22 protein-coding genes are annotated in these 22,316 nt (G+C 39.3%); 3 read left to right on the forward strand and 19 right to left on the reverse strand.

The window, feature by feature from the left end:
* Positions 1–80: 80 nt before the first annotated feature.
* A complete protein-coding gene (locus tag ACOB80_RS06685) occupies positions 81–452 on the forward strand; it encodes a DoxX family protein (RefSeq protein WP_473165039.1) in 372 nt (123 codons plus the stop codon).
* Between the two features lie 167 nt (positions 453–619).
* Here ACOB80_RS06685 and ACOB80_RS06690 read toward each other — a convergent pair whose 3' ends face one another.
* From ACOB80_RS06690 to lrp, 16 genes are all read right to left on the reverse strand, one after another.
* Positions 620–904, reverse strand: a complete 285-nt coding sequence (locus ACOB80_RS06690; RefSeq protein ID WP_473165040.1) for a YciI family protein — start codon at positions 902–904, stop codon at positions 620–622.
* A gap of 210 nt (positions 905–1,114) precedes the next feature.
* On the reverse strand, positions 1,115–1,546 hold the full coding sequence (locus ACOB80_RS06695) for a GNAT family N-acetyltransferase (protein ID WP_473165041.1): 432 nt from the start codon (positions 1,544–1,546) through the stop codon (positions 1,115–1,117).
* 132 nt (positions 1,547–1,678) lie between these two features.
* Positions 1,679–2,305, reverse strand: coding sequence for a LysE family translocator (locus ACOB80_RS06700; protein ID WP_473165042.1), 627 nt, complete (start codon positions 2,303–2,305; stop codon positions 1,679–1,681).
* A gap of 99 nt (positions 2,306–2,404) precedes the next feature.
* Entirely contained in the window at positions 2,405–3,142 is a 738-nt protein-coding gene (locus ACOB80_RS06705) for an SDR family oxidoreductase (protein ID WP_473165043.1), read from the reverse strand.
* A gap of 25 nt (positions 3,143–3,167) precedes the next feature.
* Entirely contained in the window at positions 3,168–5,954 is a 2,787-nt protein-coding gene (locus tag ACOB80_RS06710) for a DUF349 domain-containing protein (RefSeq protein ID WP_473165044.1), read from the reverse strand.
* Entirely contained in the window at positions 5,951–6,256 is a 306-nt protein-coding gene (locus ACOB80_RS06715; RefSeq protein WP_473165045.1) for a YeaC family protein, read from the reverse strand. Before ACOB80_RS06715 ends, ACOB80_RS06710 begins: the two co-directional genes overlap by 4 nt.
* Positions 6,257–6,258: 2 nt before the next feature.
* Complete coding sequence (locus tag ACOB80_RS06720; RefSeq protein ID WP_473165046.1) at positions 6,259–6,591, reverse strand: hypothetical protein; 333 nt, start codon at positions 6,589–6,591, stop codon at positions 6,259–6,261.
* A gap of 89 nt (positions 6,592–6,680) precedes the next feature.
* Entirely contained in the window at positions 6,681–8,159 is a 1,479-nt protein-coding gene (locus ACOB80_RS06725; RefSeq protein WP_473165047.1) for an alanine/glycine:cation symporter family protein, read from the reverse strand.
* 57 nt (positions 8,160–8,216) lie between these two features.
* Positions 8,217–9,344: a M14 family metallopeptidase gene (locus ACOB80_RS06730; protein ID WP_473165048.1), complete on the reverse strand. Its 1,128-nt coding sequence runs from the start codon at positions 9,342–9,344 to the stop codon at positions 8,217–8,219.
* 66 nt (positions 9,345–9,410) lie between these two features.
* Positions 9,411–9,815 carry a TlpA family protein disulfide reductase gene (locus tag ACOB80_RS06735; RefSeq protein ID WP_473165049.1) on the reverse strand — a complete coding sequence of 135 codons (405 nt, stop codon included), beginning with the start codon at positions 9,813–9,815 and terminating at the stop codon, positions 9,411–9,413.
* A 210-nt stretch (positions 9,816–10,025) separates the two neighbouring features.
* Positions 10,026–11,306: a serine--tRNA ligase gene (serS, locus tag ACOB80_RS06740; protein WP_473165050.1), complete on the reverse strand. Its 1,281-nt coding sequence runs from the start codon at positions 11,304–11,306 to the stop codon at positions 10,026–10,028.
* Positions 11,307–11,323: 17 nt separating this feature from the next.
* Positions 11,324–11,725, reverse strand: a complete 402-nt coding sequence (gene crcB, locus ACOB80_RS06745; RefSeq protein ID WP_473165051.1) for a fluoride efflux transporter CrcB — start codon at positions 11,723–11,725, stop codon at positions 11,324–11,326.
* On the reverse strand, positions 11,706–13,058 hold the full coding sequence (locus ACOB80_RS06750; RefSeq protein ID WP_473165052.1) for a replication-associated recombination protein A: 1,353 nt from the start codon (positions 13,056–13,058) through the stop codon (positions 11,706–11,708). The genes crcB and ACOB80_RS06750 overlap by 20 nt, the downstream gene beginning before the upstream one ends.
* Positions 13,045–13,713, reverse strand: a complete 669-nt coding sequence (lolA, locus tag ACOB80_RS06755; protein WP_473165053.1) for an outer membrane lipoprotein periplasmic chaperone LolA — start codon at positions 13,711–13,713, stop codon at positions 13,045–13,047. Before lolA ends, ACOB80_RS06750 begins: the two co-directional genes overlap by 14 nt.
* Positions 13,714–13,715: 2 nt before the next feature.
* Positions 13,716–16,268, reverse strand: a complete 2,553-nt coding sequence (locus tag ACOB80_RS06760; protein WP_473165054.1) for a DNA translocase FtsK — start codon at positions 16,266–16,268, stop codon at positions 13,716–13,718.
* A 74-nt stretch (positions 16,269–16,342) separates the two neighbouring features.
* Positions 16,343–16,822, reverse strand: a complete 480-nt coding sequence (gene lrp / locus ACOB80_RS06765) for a leucine-responsive transcriptional regulator Lrp (RefSeq protein WP_473165055.1) — start codon at positions 16,820–16,822, stop codon at positions 16,343–16,345.
* A gap of 141 nt (positions 16,823–16,963) precedes the next feature.
* On the opposite strand from lrp, the gene ald reads away from it, so the two are divergent.
* Positions 16,964–18,082 (forward strand): alanine dehydrogenase, encoded by a 1,119-nt coding sequence (gene ald / locus ACOB80_RS06770; protein ID WP_473165056.1) that lies wholly within the window; start codon positions 16,964–16,966, stop codon positions 18,080–18,082.
* Positions 18,083–18,274: 192 nt separating this feature from the next.
* On the forward strand, positions 18,275–19,795 hold the full coding sequence (locus ACOB80_RS06775) for an FG-GAP repeat domain-containing protein (protein WP_473165057.1): 1,521 nt from the start codon (positions 18,275–18,277) through the stop codon (positions 19,793–19,795).
* 52 nt (positions 19,796–19,847) lie between these two features.
* Here ACOB80_RS06775 and ACOB80_RS06780 read toward each other — a convergent pair whose 3' ends face one another.
* From ACOB80_RS06780 to ACOB80_RS06790, 3 genes are read right to left on the reverse strand one after another with little or no spacing between them, the layout of a single operon-like run.
* Entirely contained in the window at positions 19,848–21,047 is a 1,200-nt protein-coding gene (locus ACOB80_RS06780; protein WP_473165058.1) for a cation:proton antiporter, read from the reverse strand.
* A gap of 25 nt (positions 21,048–21,072) precedes the next feature.
* The gene (locus ACOB80_RS06785; protein ID WP_473165059.1) at positions 21,073–21,630 is read right to left on the reverse strand and encodes a dihydrofolate reductase family protein; all 558 of its coding nucleotides are present in this window, start codon (positions 21,628–21,630) and stop codon (positions 21,073–21,075) included.
* 47 nt (positions 21,631–21,677) lie between these two features.
* The gene (locus ACOB80_RS06790; protein WP_473165060.1) at positions 21,678–22,289 is read right to left on the reverse strand and encodes a methyltransferase domain-containing protein; all 612 of its coding nucleotides are present in this window, start codon (positions 22,287–22,289) and stop codon (positions 21,678–21,680) included.
* Positions 22,290–22,316 lie beyond the last annotated feature (27 nt).

Below are 22,316 nucleotides of genomic sequence, written 5' to 3' on the forward strand. Positions count from 1 at the left end.
ACTAGGTATCATAAAAATAGCATTTAACCATGCTATCAGGAATGCTTAAATACGATCAATACATAAATAGGAGTCGTTATATGTTCGTAATCACAATATTATTGGTGTTATTCTTTTTATTCGCTAGCTCAATAAAGTTAATTGGTTGGCAGAAATTTATATTTGAAACCCAATTAGCGTTTTTCAGTAAGTACGGTTTAAACCGCACGCATATGTTTTGTGTCGGACTAATAGAATTTTCAGCATCGATACTATTAGTCATTTCGATAGTTCTAGATCATGATTTAATCAAAGCAATTGGCGCAATAAGCATTGCTTTCACATCACTAGGCGCAATTTATTTTCATTTAAGATTCGATACTATTAAAGATGCTATACCAGCACTAATTACTTTATCTCTTTCAGCAATATTGCTCATTTCAAACGGTTCTTTTATGGCTTTACTGGCATAAGAGATAAGCTATTACGATAATTTTGGTAATGGATATGGTATTAAAAAGTAGACGTTTAGCCCTATTCACATTTCGTGTTTAAGGCAACAATGTCTACTTTTTGTGTTTAGCGGCCTATTCCGAACTAGGTTAAAAGACCGCCCTACACCTTACAGCTAAATTAGTGTTTACAAGATCTGCTTAAACTCATTACTCGCCATCATGGGTAAGAACTCGACAATTGAGTAACTAGCGACACCACTTGTTATAAAAGGATCTTGCTTTAAAAACGTCTCTAGATCTTCCCTATTTTCATGTTTTGACAATACGATCCCTCCGGTTCTAGGCTCTTTTCTGCCACCGAACATTAACGTGTTTTTGCTGTACTCTGTTTGTAAATAATCTCGATGAGATTGTGTTAGTTCTGGCGTGATAGACGCTAAATCGTTAAATACAAAATCAATAAGAAACATACTCATAATCCTTTTATGTTGGTAAATTTATTTTAACCAGCTCATAAGCTACACATTTTGTAGCATACCATGCGCAATATTGCTACATATTTAGTAGCAAAGTACAAAAAGTGCCGTTCTAAAGGTTTGTATTAATTGAGGAGGTCGGAATCGCCCATTGTTGTTAGCGTTGGGCGTTTCTTCTATCAGGAGGTAACGACTAATCGAGGCTTATAGCGACATATGCAAAATCGGAAAAGGTTTTCCCATGTCATCTAAAGGGGAGCGAGATACCACTTTAAACCCGTGATGTAGGTAAAAACCTACGGCGTCGGGGTTTTGTTCATTAACATCTACTTTGTTAGCATTGAAGTTTTCTATTGCATGCTTTAATAGAATCGTTCCAATACCATTCCCTCTTACTTTATCTAGAACAAATAACATTTCTACTTTGGCATCATTAACACCAACGAAGCCTAGTATTTTTTTGTTATTGTTCCTAACACACTTTAACGATACTGCAGGAAAAGCGTGCTCGATGATCATAGGTTTAAAAAACGCTATATCTTCTTCTGTAATAAAGCTATGAGTAGCTCGGACTGAATTTTCCCAAACCGCTAGCAATTCTGCGTAGTCGCTGGGAAGCACATTTTCAATTACCATTTTATTTCTCTCTATTAGGTAGCTTCTGTGTGCAGCCGCGAGCGACATGATACTTATTTTGGACGATCATGCAAAGTAAAATGATAAACAACTAGAAAAGGTCACTTACTTTGCTCTTTGAAACTTAGCTGGTTATTTTTGTTTCATGAACGCGACAGCTAAGCCTGAAGAAACGAACGTTACTCCGGCGCCGGTGTTTAATCCAGAAACAAGTTTAGGCTTATTTTTAAGCCAAACAGCTAATCGAGAGGAAAATATGCCCATTAGACTAAAGCCAAAGGCAGTTAAGATAGCAAACCACACACCATAGCCAATCATCTGAATGGTAACAGAGCCTAAAGATGGGTTTACAAATTGCGGAATAAAAGCAAGAACAAACATACCTGGCTTAGGATTTAATGCCGCTGAGAAAAATCCAGTTGCAAATATCGTGTTGTATGACTGCTTTTTAGCTGGCTCTAACGAGATCAAGTTCTTCGATCTTAACACCTTGATACCAAGCCATATTAAGTAAGCAGCACCAATAAACTTAACGACGTAAAATGCGATTTCAGAGGTTTGAATTAATAAAGTTAAACCGAATGTAGCTGCAATTACGTGAAAAAGTATACCAACGCCCGATGATGCGCCTGATATTACAGCGGCAAGTTTTCCTTGGCTCAAGCCTCTGCCTATTGCCAAAAGATTATCGGGTCCAGGAGAAATAACTAAAAGTAAACAGGCAAGCGTATACGTGACTACAACTTCAATGGGAAACATGACAACCTCCTTGCTGAATTAGTATTGAATGTCAAAAGCTAAACCAGTGTATGCTTCACTTCGTTTTTGATCAATGTATATTATTTAAACTCTGTTTAACTACTTTCCACCTGCTAATTCAATAAAAGAACCGGTAACATAAGAAGCTTCATTAGAGAGTAACCAAGCGATGGCTTGCGCTACCTCTTCTGGCTGCCCTCCTCGTTTAAGTGGAATGTTAGGTGCTAGCCTATCAACACGCTCTGGCTCACCGCCATCTTTATGCATATCGGTGTAAATAAATCCGGGGCGAACAGAGTTTACGCGTATGTTTCTTTCTGCTAGCTCTAACGATAGGCCTTTTGTCATTGAATCAACGGCACCTTTTGACGCAGCGTAATCTACATACTCAAAAGGTGCACCACTGCGAGACGCAGCAGAAGATACGTTTACTATGGCTCCGCCATTAGGCGCTTGTGCCAAAAAGTACTTAGTCACATTGAAGGTACCGATAACATTGGTATCTAAAACCTGCTGAAATCGTTCGGTACTAATATCTTTAAAGCAAGACTGAGTTTTTAAAATAGAAGCGTTATTTACTAGATGGGTAATGACTCCTAAGTTGTTTGCCGCTTCAGCGATTAGCGCCTTTACCTGTTTTTCGTCACCTATGTCTGCTTGTACAGCAATAGCTTGGCCACCATGGCGCTTAATATCTGTGACAACATCTTGTGCACTAACTTCATCAACCGCGTAATTAACAACGACGCTGTATCCTTGCTCGCCAAGTAATCTAGCGGTAGCAGCACCTATCCCTCTGCCACCACCAGTAACTAAAACAACTTTATGCTGTGTCATATCTAAGCTAATTTTTCAAAATAAGTTATTTAACAAATAGCGACTTTACTCTCTCCAAAAGAGACAATTCATCATCGGTTAAACTACCGCACGCAAGCCACTCTCGAAGTAAATCTTCTAAAGACGCTTTTTCACCCGAGTTCATCTGTTCTTGCATTAATTCTACTTGTAACGACATTCGGTGCTGTTTGTCTGCTTCAGGTGATTCAACACCTGCAACAATTTCCATCGTTAACGTTAAATTGTTTCTACGCTCAGACGCTGCGGTGTTATTCGCACTTGACTGAAGACACTTTTGCCAAGTATTACCAAGCGTTTCGAAAGACTCGTGCTGTTCTACATCCGTTAACTTGGTTTCAAGCACAACATCAAACAGTATTTGCCATTGCTTACTTAAATTTGATTTTTTACGCTTTGCTATCTCTTTATTGACCTTATCCTCTTCTTTCTTTAAAGCGTTAATTACTGGTTTTACAGTATGCTCTAAAGAAGACAATTCTTCGAAAAGTGAAGATATTTGCTGCTTACTAGTCTCTAATGAAGGCAAGTCGCTAGAATAATCGATGTTCAGATTTTCTAGCTTCGCAAAAAACTCCTGTTCGATAGCCTGCTGAGCTTGCTTCTTTTGATCTATTTGTTCACTACGTTTGCCAAATAGCTGATCTTGCAAGGCTCTAAATTCTGACCACAATTCATTTTCCTGCTTACGACCACAAAAACCAATGTCAGCCCACGCTTTCTGCAATCCTTTAGCTTGCGATATTGCGTCGTTTAAATCTTCATTCGTTAATAAAGATTTCGCTTTGTTAACTAACGCTTTTTTTGCTTCTGCATTGGTTTGATGATAATCATAAATACTGGTGTTCACCGGCGCTATTGCTTGTTTAAATGACTCGTTAATTTCCTGATAGATCTTTCTATCGATCTCACCTGCACTGCGCCATTGCTGCTTTATTTTAGACAACTGAGTTTCTATCGACTTCCAATCAATTTGCTCATTATTAAGCAAAGTCGCTAGTTGTTGGGCTTTGGCTAACAACTCTTTTCGCTTGCTTAAATGCGACTCTCTAATTTTTTCTTGTTCAGCATAAAATTGGCGACATGGAGCAAACGCTTTTTCACACAATTCGTTGAAGGTTTCGTTGAGAGACTTGTCGATATCTTCATCGGCATGCCCCAAAGAATTCCACGTTTTTCTATACTGCTTAACTTTATTTGCTTGCTCTATTGGGTTATCAACAGGTGATTGTGCTAATTGCGTTACTTCTTCGATTAATTGCTGTTTTCTAGGTGTCGCAATATAGTGTTCCCAGTCACTAAGCTCTGATATTTTTTCTTCAGCCCAACTATAGTCTCTAGCGAGTTTTTGCTGAATATGTTCAGGTAACAAATCATGCTGACTTTGCGCTTTTTTAAAGACACCAAAAGCAGCATTATATTTACCAGAATTAACTAAGCGTCTTACATCTTTTAGCTTACGCTGGACATAATGCAGCTGTTTCTTTTGTTCTTCGTATAATGGCTTTGTTGCCTGTTTCCACTTATCAACAATTTCTTTATGAGCGGCTTGAATTGAAGCTGGTATAAAGCGCTGCGCTTTTTGTTGAACCTGTTGCCAATCGTTTTGCCAAGTTTTAAATGTTGCCGATAGCTCTGCTAGCTCTGTAATATTGGTAGGCATTGAAAATTGAGCCATTTTCGAAATCAACTGAGTCGCTTTTGCGACGGCACTCGCAATTTCAGGCAACTCTTCTACCTGACTTTCAAGTGCTGCTATTTGCTTAATTAGTTGTTCAATTTCGTTTTTATTTAAAGACGAAGCATTTACTTGCTCTTTCAGTGCCTTTAGATCTTTTGAGAAATTTGGAGAAATTTGATTCGTTTCAAAAACTGATTGACCTACCGTAGACTCCAGTTTATTCAGCTGCTGGCTAAAAGTACTACGCTCGTTTTCTTGCTGTTCAGCTAACTGTCTAGCAATTTTTTCTTGTTCGAATTGCTCTGCTTTTTGTGCAAAAAGTTTATCTAATTGAGCTGATAATGTATTAAACTTGAGAGTAAATTCTTGAGCCTTGTTTTCATCTAGCACATCAAATTCAGAAGTTAACGCTAGCCATGAACTTTCTAGCTGTTCACGTTTTTCCGACATTTGCTCGTAAGACTTTTCATCTTTAAGCGCTTGGTATTTCGCCAGTAATAATTGAGTGTCTTTAGTTAATTTAGCTGGACGCTCTAATTGAAAATTAAGTTGCTCAACTTTCTGGGAAATAAGCGCTTTAATATCATCTAATTCAGTGCGCTTTAGTAGCTTTTCTAACGTCGATTTATCTTCAACGCCTTCAAGCAAAGCCTTTTGAATGTCCAGATCCTGATGATCTTTAAAAATAGTAATAAGATACTGGGGTTTATCTATCTTTTTATAAAGCGCCATGACAATATCGGCGTCAATCGCTTCTTTGATCCATTGTTCAGCTTGTGGGATCTGAATACTGTTCTCAATAAAAGAGAGCTTTTCTTGCTTAGCTAGACGAATATCATGCTGATCGAGCAAAACTTCGTTTACCTTTTTAAATGCAAAATCAGCAACCCCTTTATTGGTGTTGCTTTGACTTGTGCGCAAGTATATAGAAAAGTCGTTTAGTCTAATTAATGCACTGCGACGTACCAAATCACTTTCATCACTTTCCAGTAATTCTATTAATACGGCTTTGTTTTGTTCGTTTAAAGGATCTAAGTCATTATTGATGGCTTCAATCCTTTTATTGCTGTCCTTGCTTTGCCAATTCTCTTTAAAAAACTTAGAAAAAATCATATATCAGAAAACCTAGCTATCTCATCTTTATTACATGGTGTAATTTCGTCAGGCTTTTCACCTGTAAATTCTTCTTTTAATTGGCGCTTAGTTTTTTGAATAACTTCTCCATCTGCGCCAATAGTTAACATATCCTGCGAATTTAAGTGTTTCGCTTGATATGCCATAGATAATTGCAACGCTGACTCTCGTTGCGCATCATCCACTTTAGTTCCTTCAGGCCATTTACCTGTTTCAGCCGCATGCTTTAAACGCTCGTAAAGCTCTGGCGTCATATTCTCTATTAAGCTTTGAATATTCATAGTTACGATTTAGTCTTTCGCTTAATTAACAACAATTGAATTCTTGTAATAACGTAAAGTACACAACCAACAACAATAGCGCCTATCGACATGTAATACTCGACAGTTTCTACTTTTACGTTTTGCCAGTAGTAATACAAAAAGCCACCACAGAACATTAACATAGCAACAAATGCAAGCATTTGAACACGTTGGTGTTTTTGCAATAACATCTGTCTTCTGGCACTTTCTATTGCTTCTTTGTCTGCGCCAGATACTGAAACACCACAGTGAGGACATTCTTTTACTTTATCTGAAACTTTATTATTACAACCTGGGCAAGCTATTATCGCCATTACATACCTCCAAAATTAATCCCAAGTATTTTATATAAAAAAAACGCCCTTGTGGGCGTTTTTTCAAAGAGTTTTAGTAAAAAGATTAATTACTTTTTATTTTCCCAAAAATCTGCATTTTTTATGTCTAGTGATTTAGGGTCAAAACTGTATTTTTCTACGCCTTCTTGCTGTTGGCGTTCATAATCTTTAAGTGCCTTGATAGCCGGCTTAGCCATAAAGAAGATGATGATAATACCGATAATATTTAACCAGGCCATTAAGCCAACACCAATATCACCAAGTGCCCAAGCTGAACTTGGTTGCGCTACAGTGCCATAGAAAACCGCAATCATAATGATAACTTTCAACACAAAGTTAAGCGCTGGCATTTTAAAGGTACGGTTAATATAAGACACGTTGTTTTCAGCGATAAAGTAATAAGCTAATACCGTTGTAAATGCGAAGAAGAACAGAGCAATTGCGATAAATGGCTTACCAACACCAGTTAACACACTGTCTACCGCTAACTGCGTAAACGCTGGACCATTAATTACAGTGTCTTGTGCAACATTTTGTACAATTGCTACAGTCGTTCCGTCTGGAATAACGTTGTATTGCTGAGTGATTAAAATCATAAACGCTGTTGCAGAACAAACAAATAACGTATCAATATAAACAGAAAATGCTTGAACTAAACCTTGCTGTGCCGGATGGTCTACTTCAGCAGCTGCTGCTGCATGAGGACCTGTACCCTGACCCGCTTCGTTTGAGTAAACACCACGCTTTACACCCCAGCCAATCGCAGCACCGACACCAGCCATTGGTGTAAACGCATCTGAAATGATCAAGCTAACAATGCCCGGAAGCATATCAATGTTTAGACCAATGATAGAACAAGCGATGATGATGTATGCTAGCGCCATAAAAGGAACAACTACTTGTGTGAAGTTCGCGATACGCTTAACACCACCAAAGATGATAAAACCTAGTAGTAAAACAATAAATACAGCGGCATAAACTTTAGTTAACGCTAATTCACCCAAAACAGTATTAACTGAACCACCGTTACCAAATACGTTTACTAACGAATCACCAATACCGTTCGATTGAACCACTGGTAATAACATACCACAGGCCATGATCGTTGCGATGGCAAAAGTCCACGCATACCATTTTTGGCCCATTGCTTTTTCGATATAGTAAGCTGGACCACCACGGTACGTGCCATTTTCTTCTTCTTTATAAATTTGTGCGTTGGTTGATTCAACATATGCAGTGGCCGCACCTAGAAAGGCAACAACCCACATCCAAAATACTGCACCTGGACCACCAAAACCGATAGCAGCAGCAACACCAGCAATGTTACCCGTACCTACTCTACCTGAAAGCGAAACAGCAAGCGCTTGGAAAGATGAGATACCTGCTTCAGAGCTTTTACCTGACATCAGAAGACGCCACATTTCACGAAAATGGCGAACTTGCGCGAAACGCGTCAATACCGAGAAGAAAATACCTGCACCCAAACACAGGTAAATTAAATAATCGCTCCATATATAACTATTGAGCGTATTAATAAACTGTTCCACATTGAACTCCTGGAATTATTATATTTATAACTAGATTTTTATTGTTAAGACTGATGATCAGCGCAATTGATCAACAACATGGTAAATTGCGGTCAATACATCCCTTCCGAATAAACTACTTCTATTATCAGACCAACCTACGGCATGATCTGGTAATAAAGCGTTGTCCTTAAATGGCATTTCTATTGTGTATGCCAAACACTTAAATTGTTCCCCTACCCAGTTTGAACCAACTGTTAGGTTAGCCTTGCCCGGCTCGTCCTTATCGTAGCCCTTGTCGTCTTGGAACTCTGGGGTAATAGCTAATAAAATATCTTTAAAGCTTTCTTCAAGTGATTTATGTCTGTCATCGTAAGACGGGATGCCCTCACAACCCGCAACGAAATTGTAAGGCAATGCCTCATCACCGTGTATGTCGAGGTGCATATCAACACCTGTCGCTAACATTTTTTCACGAACTAAATACACTTCAGGGCTTTTCTCCATGCTAGGCTCTGCCCATTCACGGTTAAGGTTTACACCTGCAGCATTGGTTCTTAAATGACCTCTTACTGAGCCATCTGGGTTCATGTTAGGTACAAGATAAAGTACGGCTTTGTCTAACAATTTACGCGCTGTACCGTCATCTTCGTCTAATAAACGATCGATAAAGCCTTCCATAAACCATTCAGCCATAGTTTCGCCCGGATGTTGGCGAGCCGTTAACCAAATAACCTTTTTGCCTTCACCCTCTTCACCCACTTTAAGTACCGCCATTTCACGGCCGTCAAGCGTTTCACCTAGCACTTCCATTTGGCAGTCAATACTCATTTGAGCATTTTGTAATAAATCTTGGTGACGCTCGAAGCTATAAGGAGCAAAATAAGCAAAGTAAACGCTGTCATATTCAGGAGTAAAGGTAATCGTTAATTGTTTACCGTCAAAGCTAGTTGGTACTCTAAACCAGTGCTCTCTATCGTAAGAGGCAACGGCTTGATAATCTTCCCAACCTTCAACATAGGCAGAAGTGCCTGCGTTTGTTAAATGAATAGTATGTTCAGTGCGTTGATTGTTAAATAACTTAAAGTGAAACCACTGATAGAATTCTGATTGGTTATCTTTGCGAATAGCAAGTTGAATGTTACTTGCATCAGTGGCCTCTAAAATCTCTATGTTACCACTATCAAATTGTGAAGAAATGCGCATATCTGGGATTGTTATCGTTTTACTAATTTCCCTAAGTGTACACAATCAACGCCGAGATAAGAAGAGCTAAAGTGATCTTAAATACAGGCCTAATTCTGTCGAATATCCCATCGATTTAGCTATTATCGTATTTTGTTCATTTAATACGTAATAACTTGGATAGGCTGTAATCTGAAACGCTTGTTTTACTTCACTATTTCCATAAAGCACTGGGAAAGTAAGTTGGTGGTTGGCAACAAACTTTTCAATTTCACCACGCTCAACGAAATCTAGACCTACCGCTATTACCTCAATATTGGGGTTTTTCTGATAGGTGTTTTGTAAATTTTCGATACTTGCATGGCACACTGTACACCAAGGCGCAAAGAAATAAATGATCGTCTTTTTATTAGGTGTTAGCGAAACTTGCTCACCCATTGTAGATGTTAATGTAAACTCATAACGTTCCATTGAAGTATCAGTAGAAAGCATATTACTTTGCTTGATAAATGTAAGGATTTGAAAAATAGCAAAAAAGACTACTATTTGAATGAGAACGCTGCGCACTATTGCTACCTGTTTTTGTTTAACTTACTAACTACATCAATAGACCTATAATCAGCAAAATCTATTTCATTTAGATAATGCGTAATTAAGATAAAAAAAATCCGCTCATCGAGCGGACTTTTTATATAACCTTACTTAGCCTATTTTCGTTTGGCCTTGCATATACGGTTGTAATACCGTTGGAATATCAATACTACCATCTTCATTTTGATAGTTTTCTAATACCGCCACTAACGTGCGGCCTACAGCTAAACCTGAACCATTAAGCGTATGCAGTAACTCTGGCTTGTTTGTTTCGCTGTTTCTAAAGCGTGCTTGCATACGACGCGCTTGGAAATCGCCCATATTTGAACATGATGAAATTTCACGATAAGTGTCTTGTGCAGGTAACCACACTTCGATATCAAACGTTTTAGTCGCACTAAAGCCAATATCACCAGTACATAACACAACTGTGCGGTAAGGTAGTTCAAGTTTTTCAAGAATAACTTCAGCATGACGCGTTAGTTGATCTAATGCATCAAAAGACTCTTCTGGCTTAACTAATTGCACCATTTCAACTTTGTCAAACTGGTGTTGGCGAATTAGACCGCGAATGTCTCTACCTGATGAACCTGCTTCACTACGAAAACATGGCGTATGAGCACACATTTTAATAGGTAAGCTTGCTTCTTCTAAAATTTCATCGCGTGCTAAGTTAGTTAAAGGTACTTCAGCTGTTGGAATTAACGAGAATTTTCTATTCGCTAAATCTGTGTGGAAAAGGTCTTCACCAAACTTAGGTAACTGACCAGTGCCGTATAAAGAATCATGGTTCACTAAGTAAGGAACATACATTTCCTCATAGCCATGCTCTTGGCTATGTACGTCCAACATAAATTGCGCAAGTGCACGATGTAACTTAGCTATTTGGCCACGCATAACAGCGAAGCGCGTGCCTGCGAGCTTTGCGCCACTTTCAAAGTCTAAACCTTTATCTAAGCTAGTCGCTAAATCAACATGGTCTTTTACGTCGAAATCAAACGTTTTTGGCGTGCCCCAACGGCGTACTTCAACATTATCATCTTCACTGTCACCTTCAGGAACAGATTCATGTGTTAAATTAGGTATCGCTGAAGCAATATCGTTGATTTTTGCTAGAACTTGGTTTTGTTCTTCTTTGGCAGCTTCCAGTTCATCGCCTAACTGGCTTACTTCGGCTAAAAGCGGCTGAATGTCTTCACCACGTGCTTTGGCTTGACCAATAGATTTGGAACGCGTGTTACGCTGACTTTGTAAGTCTTGCGTTTTTACCTGAATAGCTTTGCGTTGTTCTTCTAAAGCTGCAAGTTCTGAAGTATCTAGCGTAAAGCCTCGTTTAGCTAGTTGTGCAGCGGTTGTTTCTAAGTCATTTCGTAAAAATTTTGCATCAAGCATTTTTATATCACGTCTGGTTATTTGTTTAATAAAGTTATCAAATACATGCCTAGGCCAGCGGCAAAAATACACACGCTAACATTAAGCAATACGTTTAACGCTGCTTTTAGAAATTCCCCTTGTTGCATTAACAAGTAGGTATCAAGCGAAAACGTCGAAAAAGTTGTAAAAGCGCCTAAAAATCCTATGCCGATGAGGGTTCTATAGACACTAACTTCTATAATTCCTTGTTCAATGAGGCCGTAAAGCGCTCCCATAATCAAGGAGCCAGAAATATTAACCGCCAACGTAGCAAAAGGGAATCCTTTTCCTAACCAATTTAACAATAATTGCGAAATATAAAAGCGTAAGCTCGAACCGAGTGCTCCACCGAGGGCAACTAATACATATAAAGTTAAATTACTTATACCGTTGTTCATTTGATTGACTGTTTAGTTGTGTTAGGTAATTTAGCTTTTCAGACAGTTGCTTTTCTAACCCTCTGTCTTGCGGGTGATACATTCGAGTACCCTGCAAAGATTCAGGGAAATAACACTCGCCTGCGGCAAAAGCATGTTGTTCGTCATGAGCGTAACGATATTCTTGTCCATGACCAAGAGATTTGGTTATTTCGCTAGTAGAATTCTTTAGATGCAAAGGTACGTCTAAATCAGCGGTGTCCTTGGCTAGGTTTAGCGCTTGTTTAAAGGCAGTGTATACGGCATTACTTTTTGGTGCTAACGCACAATAAACAGCCGCTTGTGCAATCGCTCTTTCGCCTTCGGCAGGCCCGACACGATGAAAAGTATCCCATGCATTGATAGATAGCTGCATGGCTCTTGGATCTGCATTTCCTATATCTTCACTGGCAATGGCTAATAAACGCCTTGCTACATATAAGGCATCGCCTCCTGCGGTAATAATCCGCGCATACCAATACAAGGCGGCATCAGGATCTGAACCGCGCACCGATTTATGAAAAGCACTGATCAGGTCGTAAAAAGCGTCGCCATTCTTATCGTACAAGGCAATTTTATTACCCGCTACTTGTTTAATTAATTCAGAATTAATGGTGACTGTACCTAACTGGCTGTCACATAAATCTAAACAATTCTCGAATAAGTTTAACAGCCTACGCGCGTCTCCATCGGCTAAAGCGATAAGCTGATCGTTCGCTTGTTTATCAATTTGAACAAGTACTTGTTCTTGCTGATAGTGTTCAATAGCGCGGTGCACAACCAATTGCAATTCTTCAGGCGCTAGCTTTTTTAAACTATATACACGCGTTCTCGACAAAACAGCTTTGTTTAACTCAAATGCAGGATTTTCAGTGGTTGCGCCAATAAAAATAATGGTGCCGTCTTCAATATGCGGTAAGAAAGCGTCTTGTTGGCTTTTATTAAAGCGATGTACTTCGTCAACGAACAGCAATGTTCGTTTTTGCTTATGTATCGCACGCTGTTTTGCATTATCAATAGCTTGGCGAATATCTTTAATGCCAGAGGTAACCGCGTGTACACGCTCTATCTCTGCGTTAGCGTGCGTTGCAATAATTTCCGCAAGCGTTGTTTTGCCAGTACCTGGAGGTCCCCAAAAAATAAGAGAGTGGCATTTTCCCTGTGAAATCGCCTGATACAAGGGTGTTCCCGGCGCAAGAATATGAGATTGACCAATATATTCCTGCAACGACTTTGGGCGTAATTTTGCAGCTAGTGGTAAAAATAGTGGCTCATCGTCAAAGCCTAATGGCAATTCGCCACTAACGCTGGTCATCTATAAAAACGCCCTGCGGTGGAGTGAATTGAAACAACGTTTGATCTATTTTTTCGAATGAGTTGTTTGTCAGCGTAATTTTGCTGATTTGTCCCGTTGAATCTTCAATCTGCAATTGGTTTAACGAAGAGCTATCTGCTTCAAATGACACCGTTAAGCTTTTAATCTTGCTATCTGTCGCCTTAGCAATGATCTTATACTCGTTAGGGTTAACGGTTTTTACTCGGTAATTTAACCAATCTTCATCATTATTTGATGTTAATAACAAGATCGGGGTATCTGCAATCGAGTCACTAACACGATAGGCTGAAGCTTGCTCGATAAACTCATCGTAGTACCAAAGCGTATCGCCATCTGAAACAATAAGTGTTTCGTCTGGTGAAAGCGTTTGCCAGTTAACTAAATTTGGTTTTTGAACCGCCAAATTTCCCGAAGATACTTGTAATTCATTGCCTTCTTCATCAAAAACACGCTGCTCAAAATCAGCGCTAAAATGATTCAACGGTGCTAACTTGGCTAACAAGTTAAGCTTACCTTGTTCCGATGCGTCACTATTGACTGACGTATCTTCTGTCTCTTGTGGCTTAGCTTGAACAGTCGTAAAAGACAAACTAAACGCACTTAATAAACACAATACTAATGGTGTTTTTTTCATAATTAATCCTTAACCGGCGGCGGTGCTAATACTTCTCTCGCACCGTTAGTACCTGGTGTGCTGACTACGCCTTGTGATTCCATGTCTTCAACGATTCTAGCGGCTCTGTTGTAGCCAATTCGGAATTTACGTTGAACACTTGATATGGAAACTCTACGTGTTTCAGTCACGAACGCTAACGCTTCATCATAAAGAGGATCTAAATCAGATTCCGCCCCTTCAGCTTGCTCTCCAGGTAATAAAATTTCTTGTTCAGTATCACCAGATATGATTTCGTCAATGTAATTTGGTTCCCCACGAGATTTCCAATCGCTCACTACTGCATGTACTTCATGGTCATCAACAAACGCACCGTGAACACGCGTAGGAACGCCAGAGCCCGGTGGTAAGTAGAACATATCACCCCACCCTAACAATTGCTCTGCACCTTGCTGATCTAGAATAGTTCGAGAATCGATACGTGACGAAACTTGTAATGCCATTCTGGTTGGAATATTTGCTTTGATTAAACCTGTAATTACATCAACAGAAGGACGCTGAGTAGCCAAAATTAAGTGAATGCCTGCTGCACGGGCTTTTTGCGCGATTCGGGCAATTAACTCTTCTACTTTTTTACCAACAATCATCATCATGTCAGCAAACTCATCGACAACAACAACAATGCTCGGTAACTTTTCTAATTGTGGTGGCGTTTGATCAAAAGCATCACTTGCCTGCCATGTAGGGTCGATAATAGGCTCACCATCTGCAATTGCTTGCGCAACTTTAGTGTTATAGCCTTTTAAGTTTCTTACGCCTAAAGCTGACATTATTTTGTAGCGACGTTCCATTTCTCCAACACACCAACGTAAAGCATTGGCTGCATCTTTCATGTCGATAACCACTTCTGATAATAAATGTGGAATACCTTCGTAAACAGAAAGCTCCAACATCTTAGGGTCGATCATGATTAAGCGAACATCTTCTGGTGTTGATTTATAAAGCAAACTTAAAATCATGGTGTTAACTGCTACTGACTTACCTGAGCCAGTAGTACCAGCAACTAACAAGTGTGGCATTTTCGCTAAATCAACCACTACTGGGTCACCTGCGATATCTTTACCAATTGCCATGGTAAGTGCAGAGCCAGAATTAACAAATTCATCACACGACAATACTTCAATTAAAGGTACAATTTCGCGGTGTTTATTTGGGATCTCTAAACCGATATAAGATTTGCCAGGGATAACCTCCACAACACGAACACTTTTAGCCGATAATGAACGTGCTAAATCTTTCGATAAGTTCGAAATTTTGCTTACTTTAACTCCTGGCGCTAAATCTAATTCAAAGCGAGTGATTACAGGACCAGGGTATACCGCAACTACGTTGGCTTGCACACCAAACTCAGCTAATTTAGCTTCGACTAAACGACTTACTTGGTCGAGTTCTTCTTGATTAATAGGATTTTCTGCTTTGTCTGGTCTATCTAACAACTCTAGTGCTGGCATACCTTCATAATCAGCTTTTTCTGCCGGCTTAGACACAATATCAGAAGGCTCTTCTTCGACAACAACTGGTTCAACGCCTTCAAAAGCAGCAGCGATTTCTTCATCGCTAACATGTTCTTGTACATTAATTGCCAATGGCTCGCCCATCAATTCATCAATATCAACAAAGGGTTCTTGTTTTTCACGTTGAAATGGCACCGCTTCGGCTGACTCTGCAAACGGCTCTTGAGCATTATCAGTGGTAATATTGTCCAAATTCGGGGCAAAATCTAATTCTGGTTCTTCCGTAGTTTTAATTGAATGGTCAAAATGCGTATCTGCAGCTAACTCACTCGTGTTGTTTGGCTCAGCGTTATCATTAGCTTGTGATTGGCCTTCCAATAAAACAGCATCTTGTGATTCTTGAGGCTGACTCGGTGCTATGACAGGACTATTTTGCGTACCAAATTTATCACTTAACCATGCGGGTAATTGAGATAGCTGCATGGCGCCCTTGATAACATATTCGCCTGTTTTATCGATAATTAACAGTAATGAAATCCCCGTTAATAAAACAAAACCTGTTAATACCAGCATTAAAAATAACAATGAGCTGCCAACAAAAGAGAAATAAGGCAGAATACTTTGGCTAACAACATCACCTAAAATACCGCCAGCCGAAAAGTAAAAGACGTCATCAAAATTCATGCTCGCTATCGAGGTTACTCCGATGAAAAGCATGATAAAACCGATAAACTTTAACCCTAAAGTTAAATAATCTATTTGCATCAGTTGATGATATTTTTGAAATAGCAGCCAGCCAATTAAGGCGATGACAAAAGGCAAGCTATATGCAATAAGACCAAATACATTGAGTAGTAAGTCAGACATAAAGGCGCCAACCGCACCACCTAAGTTACGTATTGGCGTATCGTAGCCCGTTTGCGCCCAACCTGGGTCTGCAGGATCAAACGTATACAAAGCTAGCATCACAAACATAGCAAACAGGCAGCTGACTAACAGGCCTGCTTCTAAAAGTCTTTGTGTACCATTGAGTTTTTGTTGTGGCGCGCTTTGTTCAGACAAATTGGCTTTCCTATTTATTATGGTATAGCGAATACAAGGTTAAAATAACAAACAATCGACTGTGTTTAAATGGTTTAGCGTTTGATTGGCAGTATATTAGACGATTTAACTTCTTCCATAACAACATATGTTCTACTTTCACTCACAGAAGGCAGCTTTAATAAGGTGTCGCCTAACAATTGACGGTAAGCTGCCATATCAGGTACACGAGTTTTTAACAGAAAATCAAAATCGCCAGACACTAGATGGCATTCTTGAATAACGTCTAGCTCTTGTACAGATCTAGAAAATTCGTCAAAAACGTCAGGGCTCGTTCTTGTTAAGGTAATTTCAACAAAAACCAGCAACGCCGCTTCTAACTTTTCTGGGTTTAATTCTGCTTTATACCCTGTGATGTAATTTTCTGCTTCTAAACGCCTAACTCTTTCCAAGCAAGGTGTTGGACTTAACCCAACTCTTTTTGACAATTCAACATTGGATAAACGACCATCTTTTTGTAGTTCGACGAGGATGTTTTTATCTATTCGATCAAGTTTTTTAACAGATTCAGCCATATTTATTACATTTAACTATGAATTTGCATTCTGACAGTTTTATATCCTGCTTTATTAAATATTACAACAGGATATTCTATGAAAACCTCTCTATACTAGCACCATATTTCAACGGACAATAACACTTAAAGAGAAATTATTATGATAATCGGTGTACCTAAAGAGATTAAAAACCATGAATATCGTGTTGGTATGGTGCCAGCAAGCGTAAGAGAACTTATTTCACACGGCCACGAAGTGATCGTTGAAACACAAGCTGGTAGCGGTATCGGTTTTACTGATCAAGATTACATTGATGCAGGCGCAAGCATTTTACCACTAGCAAGTGATGTATTTGCTCAAGCTGACATGATCGTTAAAGTTAAAGAGCCTCAAGCCGTTGAACGTGCTATGTTACGTGAAGGCCAAATCCTTTTCACTTACCTTCACTTAGCACCAGATTTGGAGCAAACTCAAGATCTAGTTAAGAGCAACGCTATCTGTATCGCTTACGAAACAGTTACTGACAACAATGGCGGCTTACCACTATTAGCGCCAATGTCTGAAGTTGCTGGCCGCATGTCAATTCAAGCTGGTGCACAAGCGTTAGAAAAGTCTAATGCTGGTCGCGGTATGCTTCTTGGTGGTGTTCCTGGTGTTGAGCCAGCGAAAGTAGTTGTTATTGGTGGCGGTATGGTTGGTGCTAACGCAGCTAAAATGGCTGTTGGTATGGGCGCTGACGTTGTTGTTTTAGACCGTAACGTTAACGTACTTCGTAAGCTAGACGACCAGTTCGGTAACCGTATTAAAGCAGTATACTCAACGGTTGACGCTCTTGAAAAACACGTTCTAGAAGCAGACTTAGTTATCGGTGGCGTGCTAATTCCAGGCGCTGCAGCTCCTAAATTAGTAACTAAAGAGCACATCAAAGCGATGAAGCCTGGTTCAGCGATTGTTGACGTTGCGATTGACCAAGGTGGCTGTATTGAAACTTCTACACCTACAACTCACGCAGAGCCAACTTACATCGTTGATGACGTAGTACACTACTGTGTTGCTAACATGCCTGGTGCTGTACCACGTACTTCAACGTTTGCATTAAATAACGCAACGCTTCCGTACATCATTCAACTTGCGAACAAAGGTTACAAGCAAGCATTAAATGATAATGCTCACCTACTTAACGGCCTAAACGTTATTGACGGTAAAGTAACAGTTCGTGAAGTAGCTGAAAACTTAGGTTTCGAATACGTTGATCCAAATACAGCGTTAAACGGCTAATTCAGTCGACCTACTTACATAAAAAAACCCTGCTATTGAGCAGGGTTTTTTATTGCTATTCCCATTAAGTCTTTATACCAATTAGATTAAATTGGTATTATTTCTTACAATCGGTTACAGATTATTCAGCTCCTGTTCAGAAAAATCTGATAACGTATTGGTAACAAGAAATTAGCAAGGAAATAGCTCTACATGCTTCTAAGAAAAACAACATTAGGCATCGTCATTTCATCGTTATTGGCTTCGACAACTGTATTTGCCCAAAGCGCTAAATCAGAACTCGATTTTAATAAAGTAAGTTTGTCAGCAGAATATCCTTTAAATGGCGAACTTCTTTGGCTAAAAAAACAAGACAACACCAAGCATTTGCTTATCTCAGACAGCCGCTTTCAAAGCAGACAATTTATCTGGTTTGATAATTTAGGTACGCAAAATTCAAGTGTAAATACCGTTAAAATCCCTGACGACACTATCGCCTTTAATATCGCGACATTAGCTAACCAAGAAAGCCAGACGGTGTTGTTTTTTAATGGTAAGCAAATTTCAAAACTTAATTTCGACAACAAACAAGTTGAAGTCCTAATCGAACAGGATGGCTTGTATACGGGTGAAACCGTGTACACGCCTGATAGCGATATTGATTTTACCTTTGATTTAAATAGTGACGGTCTAACTGACGTTCTGATACCGGACTTTAATAAAACCCACGTTTATATTCAAACAAAGCAAGGTGAATTTACCGCGTACACGTTAGATTTAAAACCTGAAAGCCAACTGTTCCAAGATTCTCGTTCGTTTTCACCTAGAGAAATTAACGTATTAGACATTAATAGCGATGGCCTTCTCGATATCACATACCAAGACGAAGATGACTTAGTTGTTCATTATCAGTTAGGTTCAGGCGGTTTCGAGATCTCTGGGCACTCGATACCTTTAAATGCAAGTATTGCCGACCCTGAAAGCATTTCAGCGCAGCGACAGGCTACTGTCGGTAAAACAAAGTTAGATTACGCAGAATACGTAAAAACGATTGATCTTAATGGTGATGACGTTGTTGATCTTGTGACGAGAAGAACCAAACAAGATGGCATCTTTAGTAATAAAGGTACCTTAGAAGTACGTTTTGGTTTCATTGCAGAAACAGGCCTAGTATTTAATAAAATCCCAGATGCCACATTGAACTACGATGGCCGCATGATGTTAATTGGTGACAGTTTAAGAGGTTATCAATTTAGAGATTTGAACGGTGATGGTTTAACTGACCTTTACTTTCCGAGAAAAGACTTTGGCTTTGGCGATATTATTTCTGGGCTGATATCCCGTTCAACAGATGTCGATGTTGAGTTCTTTCTAATGAAACCTCAACAAGCATTTGCACAGCGCCCAGATATGCAAAAAGAAGTGGAACTCGCCTTCGACTTGGATAGCGAATCTGCTGAAATCCCTCTTTTCTCTATCGCAGATTTTAATGGTGATGGCTTAAAAGACTTATTAACGCAAACCAACGAAACAAAAGCTTCCCTGTTTTTAGGTGACGGTAAAGGCCCCTTTAACAAGCGTGGCAAAAAATTCCAAATGCCCTTCCCTAGAAATGGAAATTTAGTAAGCATTGAAGATATCAACAACGATGGAAAAGCAGATATTCTATTTCGATATGATAATACCGATGGCGAGAATAAAAACAAAAGCGTGCAGTTATGGCTGTCAAAATAATACTTAGGTCACTAAAGCTAGCTAATCTATTTGGCATTAATAATGCCTTACGCTAGCTTCTATTCTCAGATGTTGAAAATAATTTGCTGATTAAAACGTTTGCTGAAATTCCATGAAGCAAAGCACTCATTAGTACCGTACACGTTACTATTGCTGCCAACTGTTCGCCATTTGGCACTTCTTGGTTAATAACGATGATCATAAAGGCAATACTTGCTAAGCCTCTTGGCCCAAACCAAGCCATAAACAGTTTCTCTTTTAGCACCAAACCTGTTCCCGCTAACGATGCTATGATTGGCAACATGCGAACTATCGTTAAGCTAGCAATACCATAAACAATTGTTTGCTTAGTAATATCAGGCAAAACCACAGGAATAACTACCGCACCAAACACTATCCAAGTCATCATGGCGAGAGTTTCACCTGTACCTTCAGTATCATTCACTAACACATGTGCCTGCCGTGTAGCTAAAAATCTAAATGTTAAACCACCAACATACGCTGCAATATAGCCACTTCCGTGCAGTTCTTGTGCGACAGAGAAACATAGTAGCGCTAACATCACAATGGAAATATGCTGCCATAACTTAGGCATCCAACCTTTTAGCCAAGCTTTATTTGCAAGCCAAATACCTGCAGACGACAAACACACGCCCACTATAGTGCCGATACCAATCTCTTCTAACACTAGCTTTAGACTTAAACTAAAGGGCTCTAGCGATTCGGCTTGATTTGCCATAGTTATAAAAAGTAATAAGAAAGGAACACTTAGCCCGTCATTTAAGCCACTTTCAACGTTAAGAGAGGTCCTAACTTTAACAGGTACGCGTTTATCTGTGACCACAGCTTTTCCCAAGGCTGCGTCAGTTGCACATAACATGGTCGCTAAAATCGCTAATTGTACCCATGAGAACTGGTCAAATAATAAATATCCGGCCATCCAACCCATAAAAATAACCAAGGGCATAGCGATAAGTAGCATACGAGCTGCAAGTGATGTACTTAGCTGCAATGAGCGCTTATCAGTTTTCGCTGCATCGCTGTACAAAATTAATGCTAACGTTAAATCAACGAGAATTCGTATATCTTTGTTTTCTAGATCCAGCTCTATCCAGTCTAACCCTATTGGCCCAATGCCAATACCAAACAGAATAAATAAAGCAGCTCCTGATATTGGTGACTTCTCTAGCCGACCGGCAACAATACAATATAAAAATGCAAAAGAAGATAAAATGACTAAGCTAGCATACATACTGTCGTTACAACCTTATATGGCACTAATACTGAAGTTGATAGTTAATTGTTAAGAAATTATTTGGGTAAACTTTTGCAGAAAGCTGACTTAAATTTATCGGTTGCTCTCTTTGAGAAAATAACCGTATTCCCTTCCCCAAAATAATTGGAAGCTGTGTTAATTGTAATGACGTAATAAGCTGTTTATCTAAACAAGTATTAATTAACTTACCGCCATCAACATAAACGTGCTCAACATTTTGTGTTTTCAGCTCCAACAGTAATTCTTCTAAAGAGCTTCTCAGTACAACTGAACTTGGTAAACTCGCAGGTACATCAGTCAAAGTCCGGCTTAGCACATATATAGGTAGCTCACCGTATGGCCACTGCTCGGGTGTCAGGTTCATATTTGCGATAACTTGCATGGTATTTCTACCCATTACCATGGCATCTACGCTGTTAATAAACTCTGAAAAACCTAAATCGCCGAACTCTGACATATCAACAGATTGGTCACCAGTTTGTTGCAACCAATCAACGCCGCCGTCCTCAGTTGCAATAAATCCATCTAAGCTCATTGCCATATACACGGAAAAATTCATGAATAGTCTCCATATGAAATAGAAAACATTTTAACTAAACAGTTAAGTTAACCTAGCTTTCGTTTAAACAAAGCATAGACGTATGGGCGTTCATTGCCATAAGGGTTTATAAAGCAATGATTCTCAAAAGACACTAACTCAAAGCCGGTCCCCATTCTAGACACCAACTCCTCAAGCGAATAGCGATGAACTTCTAGTCCTGCACAGCGATTTGCGCCTTCATTCGAAAACTGAGCAAGTAACACGTAACCACCTATAGCCATGTTTTTATTAATATTTTCGAAATACTGTGAAATTTCCTGCTCCGATAGTAGGAAATGTAATACTGCTCTATCTATCCATAAATCAATCGGCTTTTCTAACGAAAACTCGGTTCCCAAGTCATGTAAAAATCGTTGATGATGACCAGATTTCAGTCTTTTTTCCAGTGCTGACAAGGCGACATCACTAATGTCATTTAGGATGAGATAACCCACGCGTTCGGCTAATTCATCTGCTAATTCTGAAGTACCAGCACCGGCAATAAATGCTCTGGTAGTAGATGTAATTGGCATTTGTTCAATGAACTTTTTCGTTTGACTCTGATCTTTTTCTTGCCAACCTAAAGCACTATTTTCGCCATCTATGTAACACTTATTCCAATGAGTATTTCTATCCAAACTATTACCCTATCTCACTACGTTTAA

This window comes from Thalassotalea coralli (genome assembly GCF_055786205.1).